The 15,678-nt window shown below is 62.1% G+C and carries 23 protein-coding genes and 1 tRNA gene; 15 read left to right on the top strand and 9 right to left on the bottom strand.

The annotated features are described in order from the left end of the window. Window positions 1-8: 8 nt before the first annotated feature. Entirely contained in the window at window positions 9-1,376 is a 1,368-nt protein-coding gene (locus KU887_RS12800) for an MFS transporter (RefSeq protein ID WP_006497144.1), read from the bottom strand. A 185-nt stretch (window positions 1,377-1,561) separates the two neighbouring features. Beyond that, window positions 1,562-1,942, bottom strand: a complete 381-nt coding sequence (locus KU887_RS12795) for a DUF5594 family protein (protein ID WP_006487642.1) — start codon at window positions 1,940-1,942, stop codon at window positions 1,562-1,564. A gap of 117 nt (window positions 1,943-2,059) precedes the next feature. Between KU887_RS12795 and KU887_RS12790 the strand changes: the two genes are divergently transcribed. Further along, the gene (locus KU887_RS12790; protein WP_006487627.1) at window positions 2,060-2,464 is read left to right on the top strand and encodes a hypothetical protein; all 405 of its coding nucleotides are present in this window, start codon (window positions 2,060-2,062) and stop codon (window positions 2,462-2,464) included. Between the two features lie 198 nt (window positions 2,465-2,662). Here KU887_RS12790 and KU887_RS12785 read toward each other — a convergent pair whose 3' ends face one another. After that, complete coding sequence (locus tag KU887_RS12785; protein ID WP_006478153.1) at window positions 2,663-2,989, bottom strand: hypothetical protein; 327 nt, start codon at window positions 2,987-2,989, stop codon at window positions 2,663-2,665. 143 nt (window positions 2,990-3,132) lie between these two features. On the opposite strand from KU887_RS12785, the gene eco reads away from it, so the two are divergent. Next, a complete protein-coding gene (gene eco / locus KU887_RS12780) occupies window positions 3,133-3,633 on the top strand; it encodes a serine protease inhibitor ecotin (RefSeq protein ID WP_006497142.1) in 501 nt (166 codons plus the stop codon). Between the two features lie 20 nt (window positions 3,634-3,653). On the opposite strand, the gene KU887_RS12775 is transcribed toward eco, so the two are convergent. After that, entirely contained in the window at window positions 3,654-4,277 is a 624-nt protein-coding gene (locus tag KU887_RS12775) for a TetR/AcrR family transcriptional regulator (RefSeq protein ID WP_059721374.1), read from the bottom strand. A gap of 115 nt (window positions 4,278-4,392) precedes the next feature. Here KU887_RS12775 and KU887_RS12770 point away from each other — a divergent pair, with 115 nt between their 5' ends. Then, complete coding sequence (locus tag KU887_RS12770; protein WP_006487647.1) at window positions 4,393-5,133, top strand: SDR family NAD(P)-dependent oxidoreductase; 741 nt, start codon at window positions 4,393-4,395, stop codon at window positions 5,131-5,133. Between the two features lie 53 nt (window positions 5,134-5,186). Here KU887_RS12770 and KU887_RS12765 read toward each other — a convergent pair whose 3' ends face one another. From KU887_RS12765 to KU887_RS12755, 3 genes are all read right to left on the bottom strand, one after another. Continuing rightward, window positions 5,187-5,519: a hypothetical protein gene (locus KU887_RS12765; protein ID WP_077188835.1), complete on the bottom strand. Its 333-nt coding sequence runs from the start codon at window positions 5,517-5,519 to the stop codon at window positions 5,187-5,189. Window positions 5,520-5,743: 224 nt separating this feature from the next. Continuing rightward, window positions 5,744-5,820, bottom strand: a tRNA-Met gene (locus tag KU887_RS12760). Window positions 5,821-5,852: 32 nt separating this feature from the next. Further along, window positions 5,853-5,996 carry a hypothetical protein gene (locus KU887_RS12755; RefSeq protein WP_153260051.1) on the bottom strand — a complete coding sequence of 48 codons (144 nt, stop codon included), beginning with the start codon at window positions 5,994-5,996 and terminating at the stop codon, window positions 5,853-5,855. Here KU887_RS12755 and KU887_RS12750 point away from each other — a divergent pair. The 5 genes from KU887_RS12750 to KU887_RS12730 all read left to right on the top strand — a co-directional run bounded on the left by KU887_RS12750 (window position 5,995) and on the right by KU887_RS12730 (window position 10,232). Next, the gene (locus tag KU887_RS12750; protein ID WP_258250095.1) at window positions 5,995-6,576 is read left to right on the top strand and encodes an RNA polymerase sigma factor; all 582 of its coding nucleotides are present in this window, start codon (window positions 5,995-5,997) and stop codon (window positions 6,574-6,576) included. The genes KU887_RS12755 and KU887_RS12750 overlap by 2 nt on opposite strands. Window positions 6,577-6,588: 12 nt before the next feature. After that, entirely contained in the window at window positions 6,589-6,897 is a 309-nt protein-coding gene (locus tag KU887_RS12745; RefSeq protein ID WP_006487637.1) for a hypothetical protein, read from the top strand. A 2-nt stretch (window positions 6,898-6,899) separates the two neighbouring features. Beyond that, window positions 6,900-7,196: a 4Fe-4S dicluster domain-containing protein gene (locus tag KU887_RS12740; protein ID WP_006487655.1), complete on the top strand. Its 297-nt coding sequence runs from the start codon at window positions 6,900-6,902 to the stop codon at window positions 7,194-7,196. Between the two features lie 46 nt (window positions 7,197-7,242). Continuing rightward, window positions 7,243-8,019: an O-methyltransferase gene (locus KU887_RS12735; RefSeq protein ID WP_369718848.1), complete on the top strand. Its 777-nt coding sequence runs from the start codon at window positions 7,243-7,245 to the stop codon at window positions 8,017-8,019. Window positions 8,020-8,696: 677 nt separating this feature from the next. Beyond that, on the top strand, window positions 8,697-10,232 hold the full coding sequence (locus KU887_RS12730; protein WP_140401363.1) for a P-loop ATPase, Sll1717 family: 1,536 nt from the start codon (window positions 8,697-8,699) through the stop codon (window positions 10,230-10,232). Window positions 10,233-10,465: 233 nt separating this feature from the next. Here the strand turns inward: KU887_RS12730 and KU887_RS12725 are convergent, their stop codons facing one another. Continuing rightward, window positions 10,466-11,041, bottom strand: a complete 576-nt coding sequence (locus KU887_RS12725) for a recombinase family protein (RefSeq protein ID WP_088923118.1) — start codon at window positions 11,039-11,041, stop codon at window positions 10,466-10,468. 168 nt (window positions 11,042-11,209) lie between these two features. Next, window positions 11,210-12,157, bottom strand: a complete 948-nt coding sequence (locus KU887_RS12720; RefSeq protein WP_140401375.1) for a hypothetical protein — start codon at window positions 12,155-12,157, stop codon at window positions 11,210-11,212. A gap of 580 nt (window positions 12,158-12,737) precedes the next feature. Here KU887_RS12720 and KU887_RS12715 point away from each other — a divergent pair. From KU887_RS12715 to KU887_RS12685, 7 genes are all read left to right on the top strand, one after another. Further along, on the top strand, window positions 12,738-13,250 hold the full coding sequence (locus KU887_RS12715; protein ID WP_081062730.1) for a DNA-binding protein: 513 nt from the start codon (window positions 12,738-12,740) through the stop codon (window positions 13,248-13,250). Window positions 13,251-13,387: 137 nt separating this feature from the next. After that, complete coding sequence (locus tag KU887_RS12710) at window positions 13,388-13,651, top strand: AlpA family transcriptional regulator (protein ID WP_088923538.1); 264 nt, start codon at window positions 13,388-13,390, stop codon at window positions 13,649-13,651. After that, window positions 13,651-13,935, top strand: a complete 285-nt coding sequence (locus KU887_RS12705) for a hypothetical protein (RefSeq protein WP_249278670.1) — start codon at window positions 13,651-13,653, stop codon at window positions 13,933-13,935. Before KU887_RS12710 ends, KU887_RS12705 begins: the two co-directional genes overlap by 1 nt. A gap of 539 nt (window positions 13,936-14,474) precedes the next feature. After that, window positions 14,475-14,777, top strand: a complete 303-nt coding sequence (locus tag KU887_RS12700) for a hypothetical protein (protein ID WP_258250092.1) — start codon at window positions 14,475-14,477, stop codon at window positions 14,775-14,777. Next, entirely contained in the window at window positions 14,770-14,982 is a 213-nt protein-coding gene (locus KU887_RS12695) for a hypothetical protein (RefSeq protein WP_258250091.1), read from the top strand. Before KU887_RS12700 ends, KU887_RS12695 begins: the two co-directional genes overlap by 8 nt. After that, a complete protein-coding gene (locus KU887_RS12690) occupies window positions 14,975-15,322 on the top strand; it encodes a hypothetical protein (RefSeq protein WP_009908645.1) in 348 nt (115 codons plus the stop codon). The genes KU887_RS12695 and KU887_RS12690 overlap by 8 nt, the downstream gene beginning before the upstream one ends. Window positions 15,323-15,331: 9 nt before the next feature. Beyond that, window positions 15,332-15,658: a hypothetical protein gene (locus KU887_RS12685; protein ID WP_004556769.1), complete on the top strand. Its 327-nt coding sequence runs from the start codon at window positions 15,332-15,334 to the stop codon at window positions 15,656-15,658. The last annotated feature ends 20 nt before the right edge of the window (window positions 15,659-15,678 follow it).

The raw sequence follows: 15,678 nt of genomic DNA, 5'->3' as shown, positions 1-15,678 counted from the left end.
CGATGGTGTCAGGCCGCCGTGTCCGGCCGCGGCGATGCGATGCGCAGCAGGCTGACGACCGCAGCCACCGCCGCGAACACCGTGGCGACATAGAGCGCGATCGTCGGCCCGCGGTCGGGCGCGAGCCCGAAAATCAGCGCGACGAGCGCGGCGCCGAGCGTCTGGCCCGTCAGGCGCGCGGTGCTCAACATGCCACCTGCGCCGCCACTGCGCTCGCGCGGCGCCGACGACAGCATCGCGCGGTTGTTCGGCGACTGGAACAGCCCGAAGCCCGCGCCGCACAGCGCCATCCGCCACACGATGTCGACCGTGCCCGGGTGCGCGCCGATCGTCGCGAGCGACAGCAGGCCGGCGGCGAACAGTGCAAGCCCGATCCCGCCGAGAATGCCGGCCGAATAGCGGTCCGACAGCACGCCCGCGAGCGGCGCGGCGAACACGATCACGAGCGGCCACGGCGTCATGTAAAGGCCGGTTTCGACCTGCGAGAAACCGAGCGAATGCTGCAGCCAGAACGGCAGCGCGACGAACGCGAGCATCTGCGACGTGAACGACGCCGTCGACGTGTAGACCGACAGCGCGAACATCGGAATGCGCATCAGGTCGACCGGCAGGAGCGGCGCCGGCTGCGACAACTGACGCTTCACGAAGAAGTAGCCGACCACGAATGCGACGGCCAGTTCGGCCGCGACGTACGCATGACCTTCGCCGTGACCGAGCCCGTCGACGGCCGTGATCAGCAGGCCGAACACGCACGCGTTCATCAGCGCGCTCGGGAAGTCGTACGGCGCGTCGTGCAGCGGATTGGCCGGCAGCGCGCGCAGGCTGCCGAGCACGGCCGCGATGCCGATCGGCACGTTGACCGCGAAGAGCCACGGCCATGACGCGAACGACAGGATCGCGGACGCGACCGTCGGCCCGATCGCCGACGACAGCGCGACCACCATCGCGTTGATCGACAGCCCGCGCCCGAGCAACGACGACGGGTAGATCATCCGCACGAGCGCCGCGTTGACGCTCATGATGCCGGCCGCGCCGAACCCCTGGATCACGCGCATCACGGCCAGCATCGGCAGCGAGCCGGCCAGCGCGCAGCCGAGCGACGCCGCGGTGAACAGCGCGAGCCCGGCGATGTAGATGCGGCGGTAGCCGATGCGCTCGCCGAGCGACGCGAGCGGCAGCAGCGTGATCGTGACCGCGAGCTGGTATGCGTTGACGATCCAGATCGACGCGGCGTCGGATGCATGCAGGTCGCGTGCGATGGTCGGCAATGCGACGTTCGCGATGGCGCCGTCGAGCACGGCGAGCGTGATGCCCAGGGCGACGCAGACGATCGCCCAGTAGCGTTGCGGAAGCGGCAGGCCGGTATCGGCGTTCATGACGGGAGCGAGAGCGTGGTTGTCCGCGTGTCCGCTTGCCGGTTGCGTGCGCAACCATGTGCGGGGGCGGAGGCGGCGATGAACGGCCCGGCCGGCATGGCTGCACCGGAACGGGGCCGGTCGAGTGTATCACCGGGCCGCATCGCGCGACGCCGAACCGCGCGCCCGCCGATTGGCGCGCGCATTCAGCCTTCGAAGTCGAGACCGCCGAGCCGCACGAGCGGGTCGGCCTGCGTGCGCGACGCGAGATCGATGTCGCGCGCGCCCTGCCACGCGCCCAGCTTTCTCGGCAGTGCGGCCAGGTAGTGCTCGAAGCGCTGCGGGCCGTCGGGTTCCATCAGCCGCTCGATCTCGTCGGAGTCCCACGTCAGTTCGAGATTCAACGGATGCACGAAGCCGCTCACGTGCTCGTGCGGCGCGCTGCGGATCTGCACGCGCGTCGGGTGCCCGTGCCCGCCGTAGGGGACGACGTCGGTCTGCACGTGATCGGCGAAGAACGCGGCGATCGCCTGCGCGATGCGCGGCGCGAATTCGGTATCGAAACGGCGGGCGGTTTCGGGCTGCATGAAGGCGTCTCCTGTATGCCGAAAATCGTAGCACGGCGACGCCGCGTTTCGGCGGATGCGATACCGGTAATCGCGCGTTACCACTTGCTGCATCTATTACGGCCGCGCACCGCCACAATGCTTCGCATCCAGTACCACTTCGCGTGGGAGTCCATCATGAAAAAGATTGCCGCAGTGTGTGTCCTTGCCGGTTCGCTCGCGGTGGCGGGGCCGGCGTCCGCGCATGGCCGCGACGGCGGCGCCGTCATCGGCGCATTGATCGGCGGCGCGGTGCTGGGCGCGATCGTGACGTCGGCGATGAATCCGCCCGTCGCCTATCAGGCACCCGCGTACCAGGCGCCGGCCTATCAGCCGCCGACGTACTACCAGGCGCCCGCGTACCAGCAGCCGGCCTACCCCACCTATCAGCAGGCGCAGTACCAGGACGACGGTCCGAACTATTGCTACGACCGCTACCAGCGTGCGTACGTCTGCGGGGCGCCGGTGCGGCAGGGTGGCTACGTGCAGCCGGCCGGCTGGTAAGCGCCGGCGCGCGGCGTGCGCGCGGGGTGGGTGCCGGTCGGCCGGCACCCACCGACGATCGTTTCGCCGCGCCGAACGACGAAAGGCCCTCGCTCGATGCGAGGGCCTTTGTCTTTTGTGTGGTCGTCCGTACCCCTGCATGGCGCGCCGCCGGCCATCGGCGGGCCGTGCGTGGATACAAACGGTTGCAATTGCGCGTCAGTGGCGATGCCCGCCGCCGTCGCCGCGACCGTGTCCGCCACCCCCGCCTTCGTTCCAGTCGCCGCGGCGTCCGCCGCCGCGCCACCAGCCGTTGCCACGGTTGCCGCGATCGCCGTCCCAGTGATGGTAGTCGCGTCGGCCGCGATCCCAGTCGCGTCCGCCGCCACCGCCCCAGATATTGACCGTGCCGTACACGGGGGACGGCGCGTACGCGTAGCCGGGATCGGAATAGTAGGGCTGCCCGTAGCCGTATCCGGCGTCCGGGGCGACGACGCAGCCGGCCAGCAGGGTGGCGACGCCGGCGGCAGCAATGAGCTTCAGCATGATGTTCTCCGTTGGTTGCGCTATAAGTACCGCGCCCGGGGATTGCCGGCTGTTTGCAATTGTGTCGCCAAATTACAGGCTCGTAAGGTCTTGCGACGAAAGTGTTAGCATCCGGGGCTCATTTGTTTTTCAGGAGCACATCGATGAAATTCGCGATCCGGGCCGCGCTGGCCGCTTTCTGCGTGACGACGGCCGCCGCCTGCGTGGCCGCGCCGGCCTCCGCGCCCGCCGTGCCGGCGGAGTCGATCAAGATGTTCCCGCAGGCCGCGGCCGGCCAGCAGCGCGTCGTGATCGCGCTGCCCGCGCTCGAGAACGAGGGCGATGCGCGCGTCGAGCTGATGATCGGCAAGACGCTGCAGACCGACTGCAACCAGCAGTGGTTCGGCGGCGAGCTGACCGCCGAGGACGTGAAGGGCTGGGGCTACACGTATTACCGACTCACCGACGTGAAAGGGCCGGCATCGACGCTGATGGCATGCCCAGGCCAGGCGCCGCAGCAACGCTTCGTGCAGGTGCGCGGTGACGGCCAGCTGCTGCGCTACAACAGCCGCCTGCCGCTCGTCGTCTATGTGCCGGACGGCTTCGACGTGCGCTATCGCGTGTGGCATGCGTCGAAGGACGTGCAGCAAGCTGCGAAGCAGTAACCTTTCGGCGGCGCCTGCCGCTACGCACCGGCCGCGCCGCGCGTGCCGACGAGCGCCGGCCAGGCGGCCAGCGCGGCCTGCGCGATGGCCTCCAGATCGCGGCGGCTCGCGCCGTCGCGCGCCTGAATCGACATGCCCTGCTGAACCGTCACGTAGTAGCGGGCGATCGCGTCGAGATTCGCGTGCGCGGATATTTCGCCGGTCGCGACGCCTTGCGCGAGCCGCTCCCGCAGCGCGTCGACCGTGTGCTCGCGCATCGCGATCAACGTTTGCCGGACCGTATCGGAACGTTCGGCCGGATGCAGCGCCGACAGCACGATCAGACAGCCGGCCGGCTTCGAGCGCCGCGTGAACACGCGCGCGGTATCCATCAGGTAGCGCTGCACGGCGTCGTGCGCACTGGCCGCCCGTTCGACGCCCCCCCAGATTTCCCGCCCCTCGGTTGCGCCGTAATGCTCGAGCGCTTGCCGGAACAACGCTTCCTTGCTGCCGAAGGCCGCATACAGGCTCGGCGACGCGATGCCCATCGCGGTCGTCAGGTCCGTCATCGACGCTCCTTCGTAGCCGAGACGCCAGAACACCTCCATCGCGCGATCCAGCGCCGCTTCCTTGTCGAAGCTTCTCGGTCGGCCTCGTTCAGCCATTGCGTCCGTTCCTTCGTCGATATCTGTATCGATCGATAAAATAAATCAATTGACTGTGCGGCGCAACTTGCCACATTCTGTGTCGGTCGTTACATAAATGAGGAAAGGAACCGACATGAACCGACTTCAGGGCAAGCGTGCACTCGTCACGGGCGGCAGCCGCGGCATCGGCGCGGCGATCGCGAAACGGCTGGCGGCCGACGGCGCGGACGTGGCGATCACGTATGAAAAATCGGCCGAGCGGGCGCAGGCCGTGGTTGCCGGCATCGAGGCGCTGGGCCGGCGCGCCATCGCGATCCAGGCCGACAGCGCCGATCCGGTCGCCGTGCGCAACGCGGTCGATCGTGTCGCGGAGGCATTCGGCGGACTCGACATCCTCGTCAACAACGCGGGGATTTTCCGGGCCGGATCGCTCGACGACCTCACGCTCGACGACATCGACGCGACGCTGAACGTGAACGTGCGCGCGGTGATCGTCGCGTCGCAGGCGGCGGCGCGGCATCTCGGCGAGGGCGGGCGCATTGTGTCGACCGGCAGTTGCCTCGCGACGCGCGTGCCCGATGCGGGGATGAGCCTCTATGCGGCGAGCAAGGCCGCGCTGATCGGCTGGACGCAGGGGCTCGCGCGCGATCTCGGCCCGCGCGGCATCACGGTCAACATCGTGCATCCGGGGTCGACCGATACCGACATGAACCCGGCCGATGGCGCGCATGCCGATGCGCAGCGTTCGCGGATGGCGATTCAGCAGTACGGCAAGGCCGACGACGTGGCCGCGCTCGTGGCGTTCGTCGTCGGACCGGAAGGGCGGTCGATCAACGGGACCGGATTGACGATCGACGGCGGCGCGAACGCGTAAAGGCCGCTGCCCGGCGCGGATTGGCCGGGTGGGGGCGTGTGCGGCGTTGTTCGTTACTGGCAGCCGAGGCGCTGGTGCTCGGCTTCCAGATCGGCCCGTTTGTCGTAGGCGCGCAGTTCGTTGCGTGGCTTGCCGTCCGGGCCCATCCCGCGCACGACCTTCTGGCCGCGGTCCGGTGAGTGCGTGACCGCGTCGATGCCGGCGGCCAGTTCCCGACAGCGGGCGTCGGAGGCGGTGCTTTCCGGGCGCGGGGCTGCCGAGGCAGTGACGTTGGCGATGCCCGGGCTGACGTAGCGTTGCTTGGTGGGGGCCGTGCCGGTGTCGGCGGCGTTGGCCATGGCGGTCATCGCCGAAAGCGCGGCGAGTGCCGCGATCGTTCGAATCATTCGAGAAGTCCGTGTGCTGAACCGAAGAAGGTTCGGAATTCTACGCAATGTTCGCTGCATGGCTGCGGCGAATGGACGAGCTGCGATTACGTGTCGCACGTCGTGGTGAACGCGCGAACGCATCGCCGTTCGTATGCCTTAGTTGCGCTGCACGCGCAAGCCACATCCCCGGACCGCCGGACAGCAAAAAGCCCGCTTGCTTTCGCAAAGCGGGCTTCGGCATTTGGTTGCGGGGGTAGGATTTGAACCTACGACCTTCGGGTTATGAGCCCGACGAGCTGCCAGACTGCTCCACCCCGCGGCGCGAAGTGTACTTCGGGTTGATGCGGGGAGTCAATCGATTCCTGCGACGACGGGCTGGTGCCATATCGGGCCTGTTCCTTGAAACGACTGCAGCGCAGTGAAGCCGACGCGTACCACCGAAAATTTTTCACGCTCGCCACAATATTCGCGCGCCTGAAACGTCTTCAGACGCATGGAACCGCCACCCACTTCGCAAACGATGACCGACCCAGACCGCGACATCACTGCGACGGTGATGCGTGAACGAACGAGGCTAGGGAATTTCATTCGGCGCCGGATCCGCGACCCGGACGATGCCGAGGACGTTCTGCAGGATGTGCTTCACGAATTCGTACAGGCCTATCGACTTCCCGCGCCAATCGAACAGGCGAGCGCGTGGCTGTTCCGTACCGCGCGCAACCGCATCATCGATCGTTTTCGCAAGAAGAAGGAGCAACCGCTGACCGATCTGCTCGATGTCGACGACGAAGCGGACAGCGAGTATCGCCTGGATCTGGCGCTGCCGGCGCACGATGCCGGCCCCGAGGCGCTCTACGCTCGCACGCTGTTGCTCAAGGCGTTGCAGGATGCGCTCGACGAGTTGCCGGCGAATCAGCGCGAGGTTTTCATCGCGCACGAGCTGGAAGGGCAGTCCTTCAAGGAGATGGCCGCGCAAAGCGGTGTCACGCTCAATACGCTGCTCGCGCGCAAACGCTACGCGGTCCTGCATCTGCGTGCTCGACTGCAACCCATTTACGACGAACTGGATATCTAGAGGAGTCGACGGATGAATTTTCGAATCAGATGTGCGGGCAAGGCGCTGCTCGTGGTGGTGGCCATCGGGGTGCTCGGTGGGGTCGTGATGATGTTGTGGAACTGGGTGATGCCGGCGCTATTCGTTGGCGCCCGGACGATCGACTTCGCTCATGCGCTGGGCCTGCTCGTGTTGAGCCGCATCCTGTTCGGCGGATTCCGCGGACACCGCGGCTGGCACGGCCGGCGCCACTGGCGCAAGTGGGAAGCCATGACGCCGGAAGAGCGCGAGCAGTTCCGAGCCGCATGGCGGTCGCGCGGCAAGCGGCCCACGGAGGAGTGACCATGCGCGAGAAATCAGCGGCCGACTGCAAGCAGAAGGCGGGCGTGATTGCGCCGGTCGTCGATCTGAAGCGTTGCGAAGGCAAGGGCGATTGCGTCACCGTTTGCCCCGAAAACGTGTTCGAGGTCCGGCGCATCGACGAGGCCGATTATCTCGACCTCGGTCTGATGCATCGCTTGAAGCTGCGCGTGCATGGAATGAAGGTCGCGTACACGCCGAATGCGCAAGCCTGTCGGTCATGCGGGCTTTGCGTGACGGCGTGTCCCGAGCGCGCGATCACGCTCGCGAGAAGGGCATAGCGTCGCCCGTGCTCGCCGATGATGGAGCGGTAGCGCCGCAGGCCTGATGGCGGATAGCAGTCGCTGGATACGCCGTCTACGTGATCAAACTCATCAAGGAACGCACTTGGTTTCTACCACCCACGCTCTTTTGCAACGGCTTCATGAAGAGAGCCAGCGCGAAATCATCGCCCGCGCCCGCGCGCAGTTCCAGGGGCCGAACGAGGCGTTTCCGACGCTCGTCGACGAATACGAAGCACTCGCCCCGAGGTTGCGAGGGCGGTTTCTCGAAACGTTCGGCCTGTTCACCGAAGATTTCGAGTCGTCGGCGGGCAGTGCGCTATCGTTGGCCGTGTCGGCGGAAACGGGAAGGTTCTTGCGCAACATGGTGCTCGCGCAACGGCCGACCAGAATTCTCGAACTCGGCAGTTCCTGCGGTGTGTCGACCCTGTATTTCGCCGACGCGCTGCGGACGTTGGGCCGTGGCGTGGTCATCGCGACCGAAGGCGATGCGCTCAAGTGCGCGCGTTTGCGCGACCACGTCGAAACTGCGGGCCTGGAGGCCTATGTCGACGTGCGGGAGGGCGATGTGTTCGACACGGTTGCCGGGCTGGACGGGACTGTCGACATGGTGTTTATCGACGTCTGGGCCGACGCCTATCTGAAGCTGTTCAAGCAGATCGAGCGCCTGCTGCGGCCCGGATCGGTCGTGCTGGCCGACAACATGTACACGGCCGAGGACGCCGTGCGACCGTACAAGCAATACCTCGACGAGGAGCCGCGGTTTTCGACTACGACGCTGGATTTTGAGTCGGGGGTTGAGTTTACGGTTGTCGTTGCTTGAGCGGGGAGTTCTTGTGAATCGGGGGAGGCATGGAGCTTGTCTGGTCCCCGACAGAATTCATATCTCTAGGCTGTATATGCCAATCGAGGGAGAGTGTTTCGTAGATACCAACAAAAATACCAACAGTCGTATCGGCGTAGGCTCGACAGTCGTATAGGGGCATTGTGTCTAACCTTGTCCCGTCGCCCGGAGCAAAAATATCTGGAGATTTGGAGATACCCCCTCTTTTCCGCTTGTGAGCCTTGTCTGGCAAGGCTTTCGTTATCTCCAAGTCTATCTCCAGAACACACACTTTCTTGGAGACAACGTTGGAGATACGGTGTCGGGCCGCCAATGGTCGCTCCATTGCTTGCGAACTATCCGCCGTCTGGAACGCTGCGCGCAAAGAATTGCCCCGCGCCGCCACGTACCCGGCGTGCGGCTGAGCTTGCAGTTATCGTTGGCTACCAGCTTAAGCACGACGGGGCCTACAGAGTGGAATGATGTAGGCAGTTCGCGGCTCAGTCCGAGCGGCAGGAACGAAACGATAGGCGGGAGCAACGCTCTACCGAGCCGGCACAGCTGCAAGATATACCGCTGGCCGATAAGGCGATGTAGTATCAGGTATGCATTCTGGTGTGCCCTCAGCGCGGCATATAGTGACAATCGCTACACTACAAGGTTCTTAACGATCGAAAATGGCAGATTTTAAATTACTTTTAAAGTACGTTAGAACTGGCACGGCGGAAGGCGATCGAAAATTCCTCGATCAAATTTTCGTTACTCCCTCGGAGTTTGAGAATTTAATCGGAATTGAGCCGGGCGGAATGCGCATACTCGTTGGAAATAAAGGGATCGGGAAGAGCGCGATTGTTGAATGGATTGATAAGGTATCGACAAAAAGAAATATGCCGTGTGTGCTTATTCGGCCGGATAATATTTCGACAAAGGATTTGCCGGTGGCTCAGGATATTGGGTCATTGAAGAGATTTTACTATGACGTGCTTTTGAGGTCTGTTGGGGCGCAAATCGGAACCCAGCTAAAAGGTCTGCTGAAAGGGAATGCGGCGAGGCTTCATAATGAGGCCCGGCAGGCGGGTCTCTTGGAAGATGACTTCATTCAGAAGTCGTTGGCGTTGATTAGTGCTGTTTCAATGCCCGTATCAAAAATAAATGGAGTTCAGCTGGCGAAAGAGCTCTCTGGAGTCAATTCTGCGACCCAGCTGGTTGGTGCGATTAACACGCAGCTACTATCTAATGGATCACTATTTTTTTTGCTGATCGATGACACCGACCAACTGGCTGCCCCAGATCAGCCGGCACATTTGAATCGGATTTGGGCATTGCTACTTGCTGTCCGGCGTCTAGTGGGAGAGTGCGATTCGGTACGTGCAATCGTCACGCTGCGTTCTGGTGTATGGACGCGGCTTACAAGCGAGAGTCAAGGGCAACGAGACCAGACCGATCACTTGCGCGGTTTGGTGGTGCCGATCCATGCAGATGATAAGTTGATGCACAGCATTGTTCGCCGCCGACTTGAGCAAGCAGCAAAAGATGCTGGCAAGGCGCGTGTTGACCCATATGCGGTCTTCTTTAATGGCTCGACAGTGACGCTTCCGTCTAGTACTGAAAAGCGATCTTGGGACTCATTTATCACTAAATCAGCTCGTGAGCGACCGCGTGACGCCATTCAGCTTATAAAAAACATGGCGGATTATGCCGTAAAGAATGGTGCGCAATTGATCGGCAGTGATGAGGCTGATGAGGGAATGAAGATTTATTCCGGTGAGCGCGTGGATGATATTGTTAATGAGTTTTCGTTAGATTGCTCTAATATTAGAGAGGTTGTTAATTCATTTTCCGATTTACCTTTTGAGTCGGGATTTGAAGAGTTGAGGGGGCATCTGGGTAAGGTTCCGAGTATTGCCTCAATCGTAATACGTGGTAGTGTAATGCATCCGCAAAATGACGATGACTCGATAGTCATCCTTGCTCTTTTGCATGAGACTGGTTTTTTGAATCCCCGTGTCGCTGATAAGCGGCAAGTGCGCGGCTTCAGGCATATCCTGTTTCAGGAAAATCCGAATTTCGTGAAGCTGTCAAACTGGAACGAGATGCAGGCCGCGACTTGGGAGGTTCATCCCGCATTTCGCTCCTATTTGCTCGGGGTGCGACAGGCGCAGGCTGCGCGTGCGCAGAATGCATTGAAAGCACCACCTAAGGGCGGATCCTGACGCACGACTGACGCGCTCGCGTGATACCGATCGTTCATACGATCCCCGTGAGGGATCGTATACCAAACTCGTGAAAGAATTGCCCTAGCAAGAGCGAATTATGTGCGGAAGACAGTGCGAGGAGTTAATGCCCGTGACGGATCGGGCTGAAATCTGCAAAGAATATAAAGTATCAGGTACGAGACCTTGCAGAGCAGCATCCGTCGCGCCAAATGGCTTTGCCCGGCGAGTATTTACGTCGCGTCGCGTACCCGCATGATTGTTTGTCGGCTTGTACTATATCGTTTTGCGAGACTTGCCACGCTTGCTCCTTCGCTTAACTGTTGGCGAATATCGTCCCGCTGAGGCTTGGACAGTACAGGCGGTCGACCCATGGACTTCCCCTCGGCCTTTGCACGCGCGATACCGGCTTGCGTTCGTTCAATCAACAAGTCGCGTTCGAATTCGGCTACTGCATTCAGCACCTGCATCGTCATTCTGCCTGCGGCACTGGTCAGGTCGACGCCGCCGAGCGCGAGGCAATGAATCCGGATGCCGCGATCTGCCAAAGCCTCAACGGTTGCACGCACGTCCATCGCATTTCGGCCAAGTCTGTCGAGCTTCGTCACGATCAACACATCGCCATCTTCCATCTTAAGAAGTAGCTCGGCGAAACCCGGCCTCTGGTCTGCGCTGACGCTTCCCGAGATACTTTCGGTAACGACCCGGCGCTTGTCCACAATGAAGCCGGCCGCTTCGATCTCGCGGAGTTGGTTCGCTGACGTCTGATCTGTTGTGCTGACACGGGCATATGCGAAGGTTCGCGACATGTTGCGCTCTTAGGGTGTTCGAAAAGGGTGTCCGAATCATAACCTATGTACGAAACATTCGATGCCTTATTTACGGACAGGGTGGTGGGGCTATGTCCGAAAGGGAACGGTTTCGGACGTCTCGGTCACGCAGAGACCGTAGTCGGTGTACTGCGATCACGTGACCGCCTATCGATCGGTTGGAGGCGGTAGTTGCTCAAGTTTGAGTTTGCGTATGCTGTTCAGATGCTTTTCCGCGAGACGAACGAAGTGGATCCCGATCTCACGCGTTTTCGGTGAGAACACCAACGCGGTCATATGGCCTTCGCGATTGTCCATCGAGATCAGGGCTCCCGCGAATGCCTCCTCCTCCGGTAGCTGCTCGATGACGTAGTAAAGCGGCTTATCGCTAGCGCGCTGCCACTGAAGATGTCCGTTGATCGTGACCACGTGGAGCTGACATATGTCCTTCTCCGTAGCTACGTAGACGGCGTCGTTGGTGACGTCGAGAGTATGCGTATGCGGCCATGCAGGTCCAGCGGGGACTATGCCGTCTGGGGCCGAATACGGAACGGGAAACGTGCGCGACAGCGTTACCGCTGGCTCCAACTGGAAAAGTATCTCGGTCGAGCGCAGCAGTAATTCCCTTTGATAACCGGTGAAGTTCTTGTATTTGGGGTGTGGGTTGCCTGTAGCGTCGTATAGTTTGTCGTCGGGTTGAACGGCGAATGAGCCTTTCGCTTCCCGTGCGACAAGTGCGTACTGCGGATCGACCCAACAAAGCAGGATCTTACTCATCGGAAAGCATTCTTCAACAGTTCCCCGCATCGTGAGTGCGGGGAACTGCTCTTCCAACGGCCGTGTCCACGGACGGAGTTCGTACAGGGCGATCCCGTGTTTTGCTGCCTTGGATCGAGCCCCGGAGGTGAACCCTGACGCCGACACGATCGCTCTGTGAGTTAGCGACGGCATGTCGAGCAGTTTGAGACATAGCTGCTCTACCTCAGTAACGTCGAGGGGCGTCCCTTCGTGCTTGACCTCGTAGGCTTTGAACGCATGTGTGATGTTCCCGGACTCAGTAACGGTCACGGTGACGTCGACGTCTCGCTCTTTGCCCGCTGCCGGATCAAGAACCATATCTCCTATCGTTACATCGACAGCATCAGGGTCCCATTTCAAGCAACATAGGCCGACGAGGTACTGAACAAGCATTGGCGAGAGTGGAAGCTTAGGCATTTTCGAAGGCTCCGAGGACAGGAGAACCGATAGTTCGGCTTTTCGCAAGACAGTAACCGATTATGCCGATTGACCAGCGGCAATGAAAACGTCGATTTGGTCACTGAAGACGCCACATCCCGGGTGGCGGCCGTCTGTGCTTTGTGGCGGTTCCAGACGCGACGGCTTATTCATCGCTCTGTATTCCCGTCTACGAAGCGTGGGAAAATATGGCCCGTCGAGCCTAGGGCGGCCACCTGAAAACCGGATACCTTCACCGGCTGGCTCGGCGTTCTTCGTGAAGGCCGCACAGAAGGGTGCGCTATTGCTACGTACAAAGACGCCTAGTTCAGTTCTCACGCATAAACCCCGCGCCGGTTTTCGTTCACGGCGTTCAAGGCAGTGTGTCAGAAGAAGCATTCTCTCCGCTGCCGCAGCAGACGCAAAACACCGAGCGTCCCAGCCGTTTGCTGCGGAGGACGGTGAAAGTCCGTTCGGGCGGATGCAAGACATCATTCCGCGTAACGTGCCTGTTGGTGAGGCCATGGCTTTGCTGGCCGGTCTGCTCGTCAAATGTATTGACGAGGATGATTTGCGCACCGCGCAAGAGCTGATGAAGCACGAGTTGTTCAACAGCCGCACATTGGAAGGCGTCGTGCTTTATGCGCGGCGGAAAACTGAATCCGATCTGCTGGAGCGAATCAACGCGTTGCATGAGCAAATTGCTGAGCGTGCTGAGGAGCGCGACATGTCGCTCGCCCATCTGGCAGTGCTCCAAGCTGAACAACGAGAACGGCAAGAGCAAACGAAGAGAGAAAGGCAAAAAGCCATTAAGCCGGCTCAGGCAGCGCGACTTGCCGGTGCAAAAAATTCGAAGATTGTCGAAGAATTCAATCGCCGTCGGCGCAATGGCGAAGACTTTCAGGGCCGCAATGTTTGCTCAGACATTGCGGCTCGCTTCGGCGTCACGGCGGATCACGTGCGCAAATTGAAACGGGCTTGGCTTGCAGGGTAAATCGGCAAAACGCGATTGACGTAACGACAGTCTTGTTTTGCGCGGTGCCAAACGCGACTGTCGATACATCGGTCGCGTTTCATGTTTCACGCTCCCGGTTGTGTCGATGGTGACACGACCATACTCAGGGAGCACAAATGTCTGCAAGCAACACATTCGCATCACAGGCCCCAGTCGGACTGCCGCTTGACGGTTTTTCGCGTTGGAGTGATCTGCGGCCCTTCATCCCTTTGTCCCGCGAGACGGTCCGCCAGCGTGAGCTGGAAGGGCGCTTCCCGCGTGCAAGTCGTTTGACGCAGCGCTGCACCGTCTGGTCGAATCGAGAGATTCACCGCTGGATGGCCGACCCGTTGACTTATCGGACCGCCGACGTGGCGAGCGAAGTGACGGAGGGCGCGTGATGACGAACGGCGTGAATGTGACGAACGCGCGCGCAGCAGCGCGAGAAGCCAAGCGAGACGCCGACGCGGCATTCTACGAGAGCGAGTTGGAGCGTCAGCGCGAGCGGTTTGCCGACGCCCTCGGGCGCAGCGTTGACGAAGCCCGACGCGAGGCAGCTTGCTGGATCGCGGCAGCGGCGACTGTGTTCGAGCGCGACGCCGAACGTATGCCGTCACGTGCCAAGCGTGCGATCGAACTCCTCAAGCACGCGGTTTTCATGCTCGATCCGAAGGCTCCGGCATGATGTCTCGTCAAAGTCACTTTGCCGCGACGAACGACGCTGGGCATCGGCGACGTCACCCCGCTGCCTCGGGTCTTTCGCCTTCCCGATTTGCGCATTACGGCGGTGCGCAGTATCCTGTGAGGGTCGCTGAGACAACGGCGACCGGGTTTGGCGACCCGAGAATCAAACGGCGGACGACCGCCTCTGTGCGGTTTTTTTACGTCCGTATGCCTTCGCGCGCCTCTACGATCAATGGGCGGGCCTTGGTAGGGCGACCTTCGGGTCGGCCGGTTTCCGTTTGTACCGGTTCGCCAACCCTGCCTTGCGCCCGCTCACCCCATTTGGCGATGGGGAGCGGGGTTCAACCCGCAACAAACGGAGGTCGCACCCAATGCGCCAGCCCTCGCACGCCCGTACCGGGCAGCAATCCCACCTCATTCAATCGATTGTCCGCGCAGCACTGCGCGACGCGGCAACCGCCAGCACATATCAAGACGCACTCGACGCAACCGGTGCGGCACTGGCCGCAATCGCGGCGCTCGTGCGTGCGGAGGTGCGTCATGGCTGACCTGCGCTGCAAGATTGGCGATCTGGCGATCGTCACGAAGTGCGATGCGCGCGCGCGCATCGGCATGCTGGTTGAGGTGGCATCGGCTCGTCCGACGCCCGATCACGATTGGCGCGTGCGGATCTTGGGCGGCCCTGCGTCGGGGCGTAGCGTCTGCGGTCGCCGGTCTGGCGACTTCACGCACGCAGCCGTCTACGACTGGAACCTCACGCCGATTCGCGGCGAAGCGGAGCTGGATTGCACGATCGATGTCGGGCAACTCCTCGCGTCGATTCTGGAGGTGCGCCATGTCTAACTTCCGCCTGCCGAACGAAGTCACGATGATCGCCATGTGTGCGGCCCATCAGTTCGCCCAACTCGAAGCCCTGTTCGATGCTGTCCGTTCGCATCTTGCGGAGGGCACCTACGAGCGCGCGCTCGTCGACATGGGGCAAAGCGTTGCGAGCCGCTATTCGGCCGAAATGCGCCGCACTGCGCAGCCGGAGGTGTGCCATGACTGACCAGCGCATCCGAACCGCGGTTGTCGACGGATTCGACAACGCCCCGCCGCTCGATACCGGCGCTCCGATCGAGCTGCAATTCGCCGTCGACCTGGGCGCGATCTGCGCCGACGCATGGCTCGACCTGAAAGGCGACGTGCGGCTGCACGACTACGCGGCCCATCAAGCCGCTGCGTTCGCACGCGGCATGGAAGCTGCCATGCAGGACGCAGGCGACGTCGACGCGCACCGCGTGACGATCAGCCGCCAAGCGTTTGCAGCCGGCCTGATGGGGCGCGTACAACAGCACCTGTTTGCGGCGCTCGGCCTCGTCACGCGCGAACCGCGCACGACGCACTGAGGGGCGGTCATGGCAAAGACGAACAAGAACGCCGTGCAACCGCTCGCGTCGCACTTCGTGGCCGAGGTGAACCGGCCCGACCGCAACCGCATCGGCACGCGGATCAGCGATGCAATGGAACTGCTGGACAGCCTGCATTGGGCGGCTGACAAGGCCATGTCCGATGACGACTACTGGCTTGTGCTGAGCCTGTTCCGCGCGTCGCTGCCGTCGATCGGCGCGGCGCTGGAGGCAGCGAACGACGCACTCGGCGAGTCGCGGCTCGGCCGCTACGTCTACAGCAACGACGTCACGGCCGGCGGAGCGGTCCTGTCCGTGCCTCGCGCGGCCGGCTGACGCTCCGCCGCTAGGCATCA

It is taken from the genome of Burkholderia sp. EMB26 (assembly GCF_024730645.1).
Lineage (GTDB): Bacteria > Pseudomonadota > Gammaproteobacteria > Burkholderiales > Burkholderiaceae > Burkholderia > Burkholderia cenocepacia.
Note: the sequence above shows the minus strand (reverse complement) of the source record. Positions and strands in the feature narration are given on the sequence as shown.

Bases quoted from the DNA above. Each gene is read 5' to 3' on its own strand.
- KU887_RS12790 (WP_006487627.1), top strand. From the start codon at position 2,060: ATGCTTCGCATCCAGTACCACTTCGCGTGGGAGTCCATCATGAAAAAG.
- KU887_RS12785 (WP_006478153.1), bottom strand. From the start codon at position 2,989: ATGCTGAAGCTCATTGCTGCCGCCGGCGTCGCCACCCTGCTGGCCGGC.
- eco (WP_006497142.1), top strand. From the start codon at position 3,133: ATGAAATTCGCGATCCGGGCCGCGCTGGCCGCTTTCTGCGTGACGACG.
- KU887_RS12770 (WP_006487647.1), top strand. From the start codon at position 4,393: ATGAACCGACTTCAGGGCAAGCGTGCACTCGTCACGGGCGGCAGCCGC.
- KU887_RS12795 (WP_006487642.1), bottom strand. From the start codon at position 1,942: ATGCAGCCCGAAACCGCCCGCCGTTTCGATACCGAATTCGCGCCGCGC.
- KU887_RS12700 (WP_258250092.1), top strand. From the start codon at position 14,475: ATGGCTGACCTGCGCTGCAAGATTGGCGATCTGGCGATCGTCACGAAG.
- KU887_RS12720 (WP_140401375.1), bottom strand. From the start codon at position 12,157: ATGGTTCTTGATCCGGCAGCGGGCAAAGAGCGAGACGTCGACGTCACC.
- KU887_RS12745 (WP_006487637.1), top strand. From the start codon at position 6,589: ATGAATTTTCGAATCAGATGTGCGGGCAAGGCGCTGCTCGTGGTGGTG.
- KU887_RS12755 (WP_153260051.1), bottom strand. From the start codon at position 5,996: ATGCGTCTGAAGACGTTTCAGGCGCGCGAATATTGTGGCGAGCGTGAA.
- KU887_RS12775 (WP_059721374.1), bottom strand. From the start codon at position 4,277: ATGGCTGAACGAGGCCGACCGAGAAGCTTCGACAAGGAAGCGGCGCTG.
- KU887_RS12685 (WP_004556769.1), top strand. From the start codon at position 15,332: ATGGCAAAGACGAACAAGAACGCCGTGCAACCGCTCGCGTCGCACTTC.
- KU887_RS12730 (WP_140401363.1), top strand. From the start codon at position 8,697: ATGGCAGATTTTAAATTACTTTTAAAGTACGTTAGAACTGGCACGGCG.
- KU887_RS12710 (WP_088923538.1), top strand. From the start codon at position 13,388: ATGTCTGCAAGCAACACATTCGCATCACAGGCCCCAGTCGGACTGCCG.
- KU887_RS12725 (WP_088923118.1), bottom strand. From the start codon at position 11,041: ATGTCGCGAACCTTCGCATATGCCCGTGTCAGCACAACAGATCAGACG.
- KU887_RS12740 (WP_006487655.1), top strand. From the start codon at position 6,900: ATGCGCGAGAAATCAGCGGCCGACTGCAAGCAGAAGGCGGGCGTGATT.
- KU887_RS12715 (WP_081062730.1), top strand. From the start codon at position 12,738: ATGCAAGACATCATTCCGCGTAACGTGCCTGTTGGTGAGGCCATGGCT.
- KU887_RS12705 (WP_249278670.1), top strand. From the start codon at position 13,651: ATGACGAACGGCGTGAATGTGACGAACGCGCGCGCAGCAGCGCGAGAA.
- KU887_RS12800 (WP_006497144.1), bottom strand. From the start codon at position 1,376: ATGAACGCCGATACCGGCCTGCCGCTTCCGCAACGCTACTGGGCGATC.
- KU887_RS12695 (WP_258250091.1), top strand. From the start codon at position 14,770: ATGTCTAACTTCCGCCTGCCGAACGAAGTCACGATGATCGCCATGTGT.
- KU887_RS12765 (WP_077188835.1), bottom strand. From the start codon at position 5,519: ATGATTCGAACGATCGCGGCACTCGCCGCGCTTTCGGCGATGACCGCC.
- KU887_RS12735 (WP_369718848.1), top strand. From the start codon at position 7,243: ATGGCGGATAGCAGTCGCTGGATACGCCGTCTACGTGATCAAACTCAT.
- KU887_RS12750 (WP_258250095.1), top strand. From the start codon at position 5,995: ATGGAACCGCCACCCACTTCGCAAACGATGACCGACCCAGACCGCGAC.
- KU887_RS12690 (WP_009908645.1), top strand. From the start codon at position 14,975: ATGACTGACCAGCGCATCCGAACCGCGGTTGTCGACGGATTCGACAAC.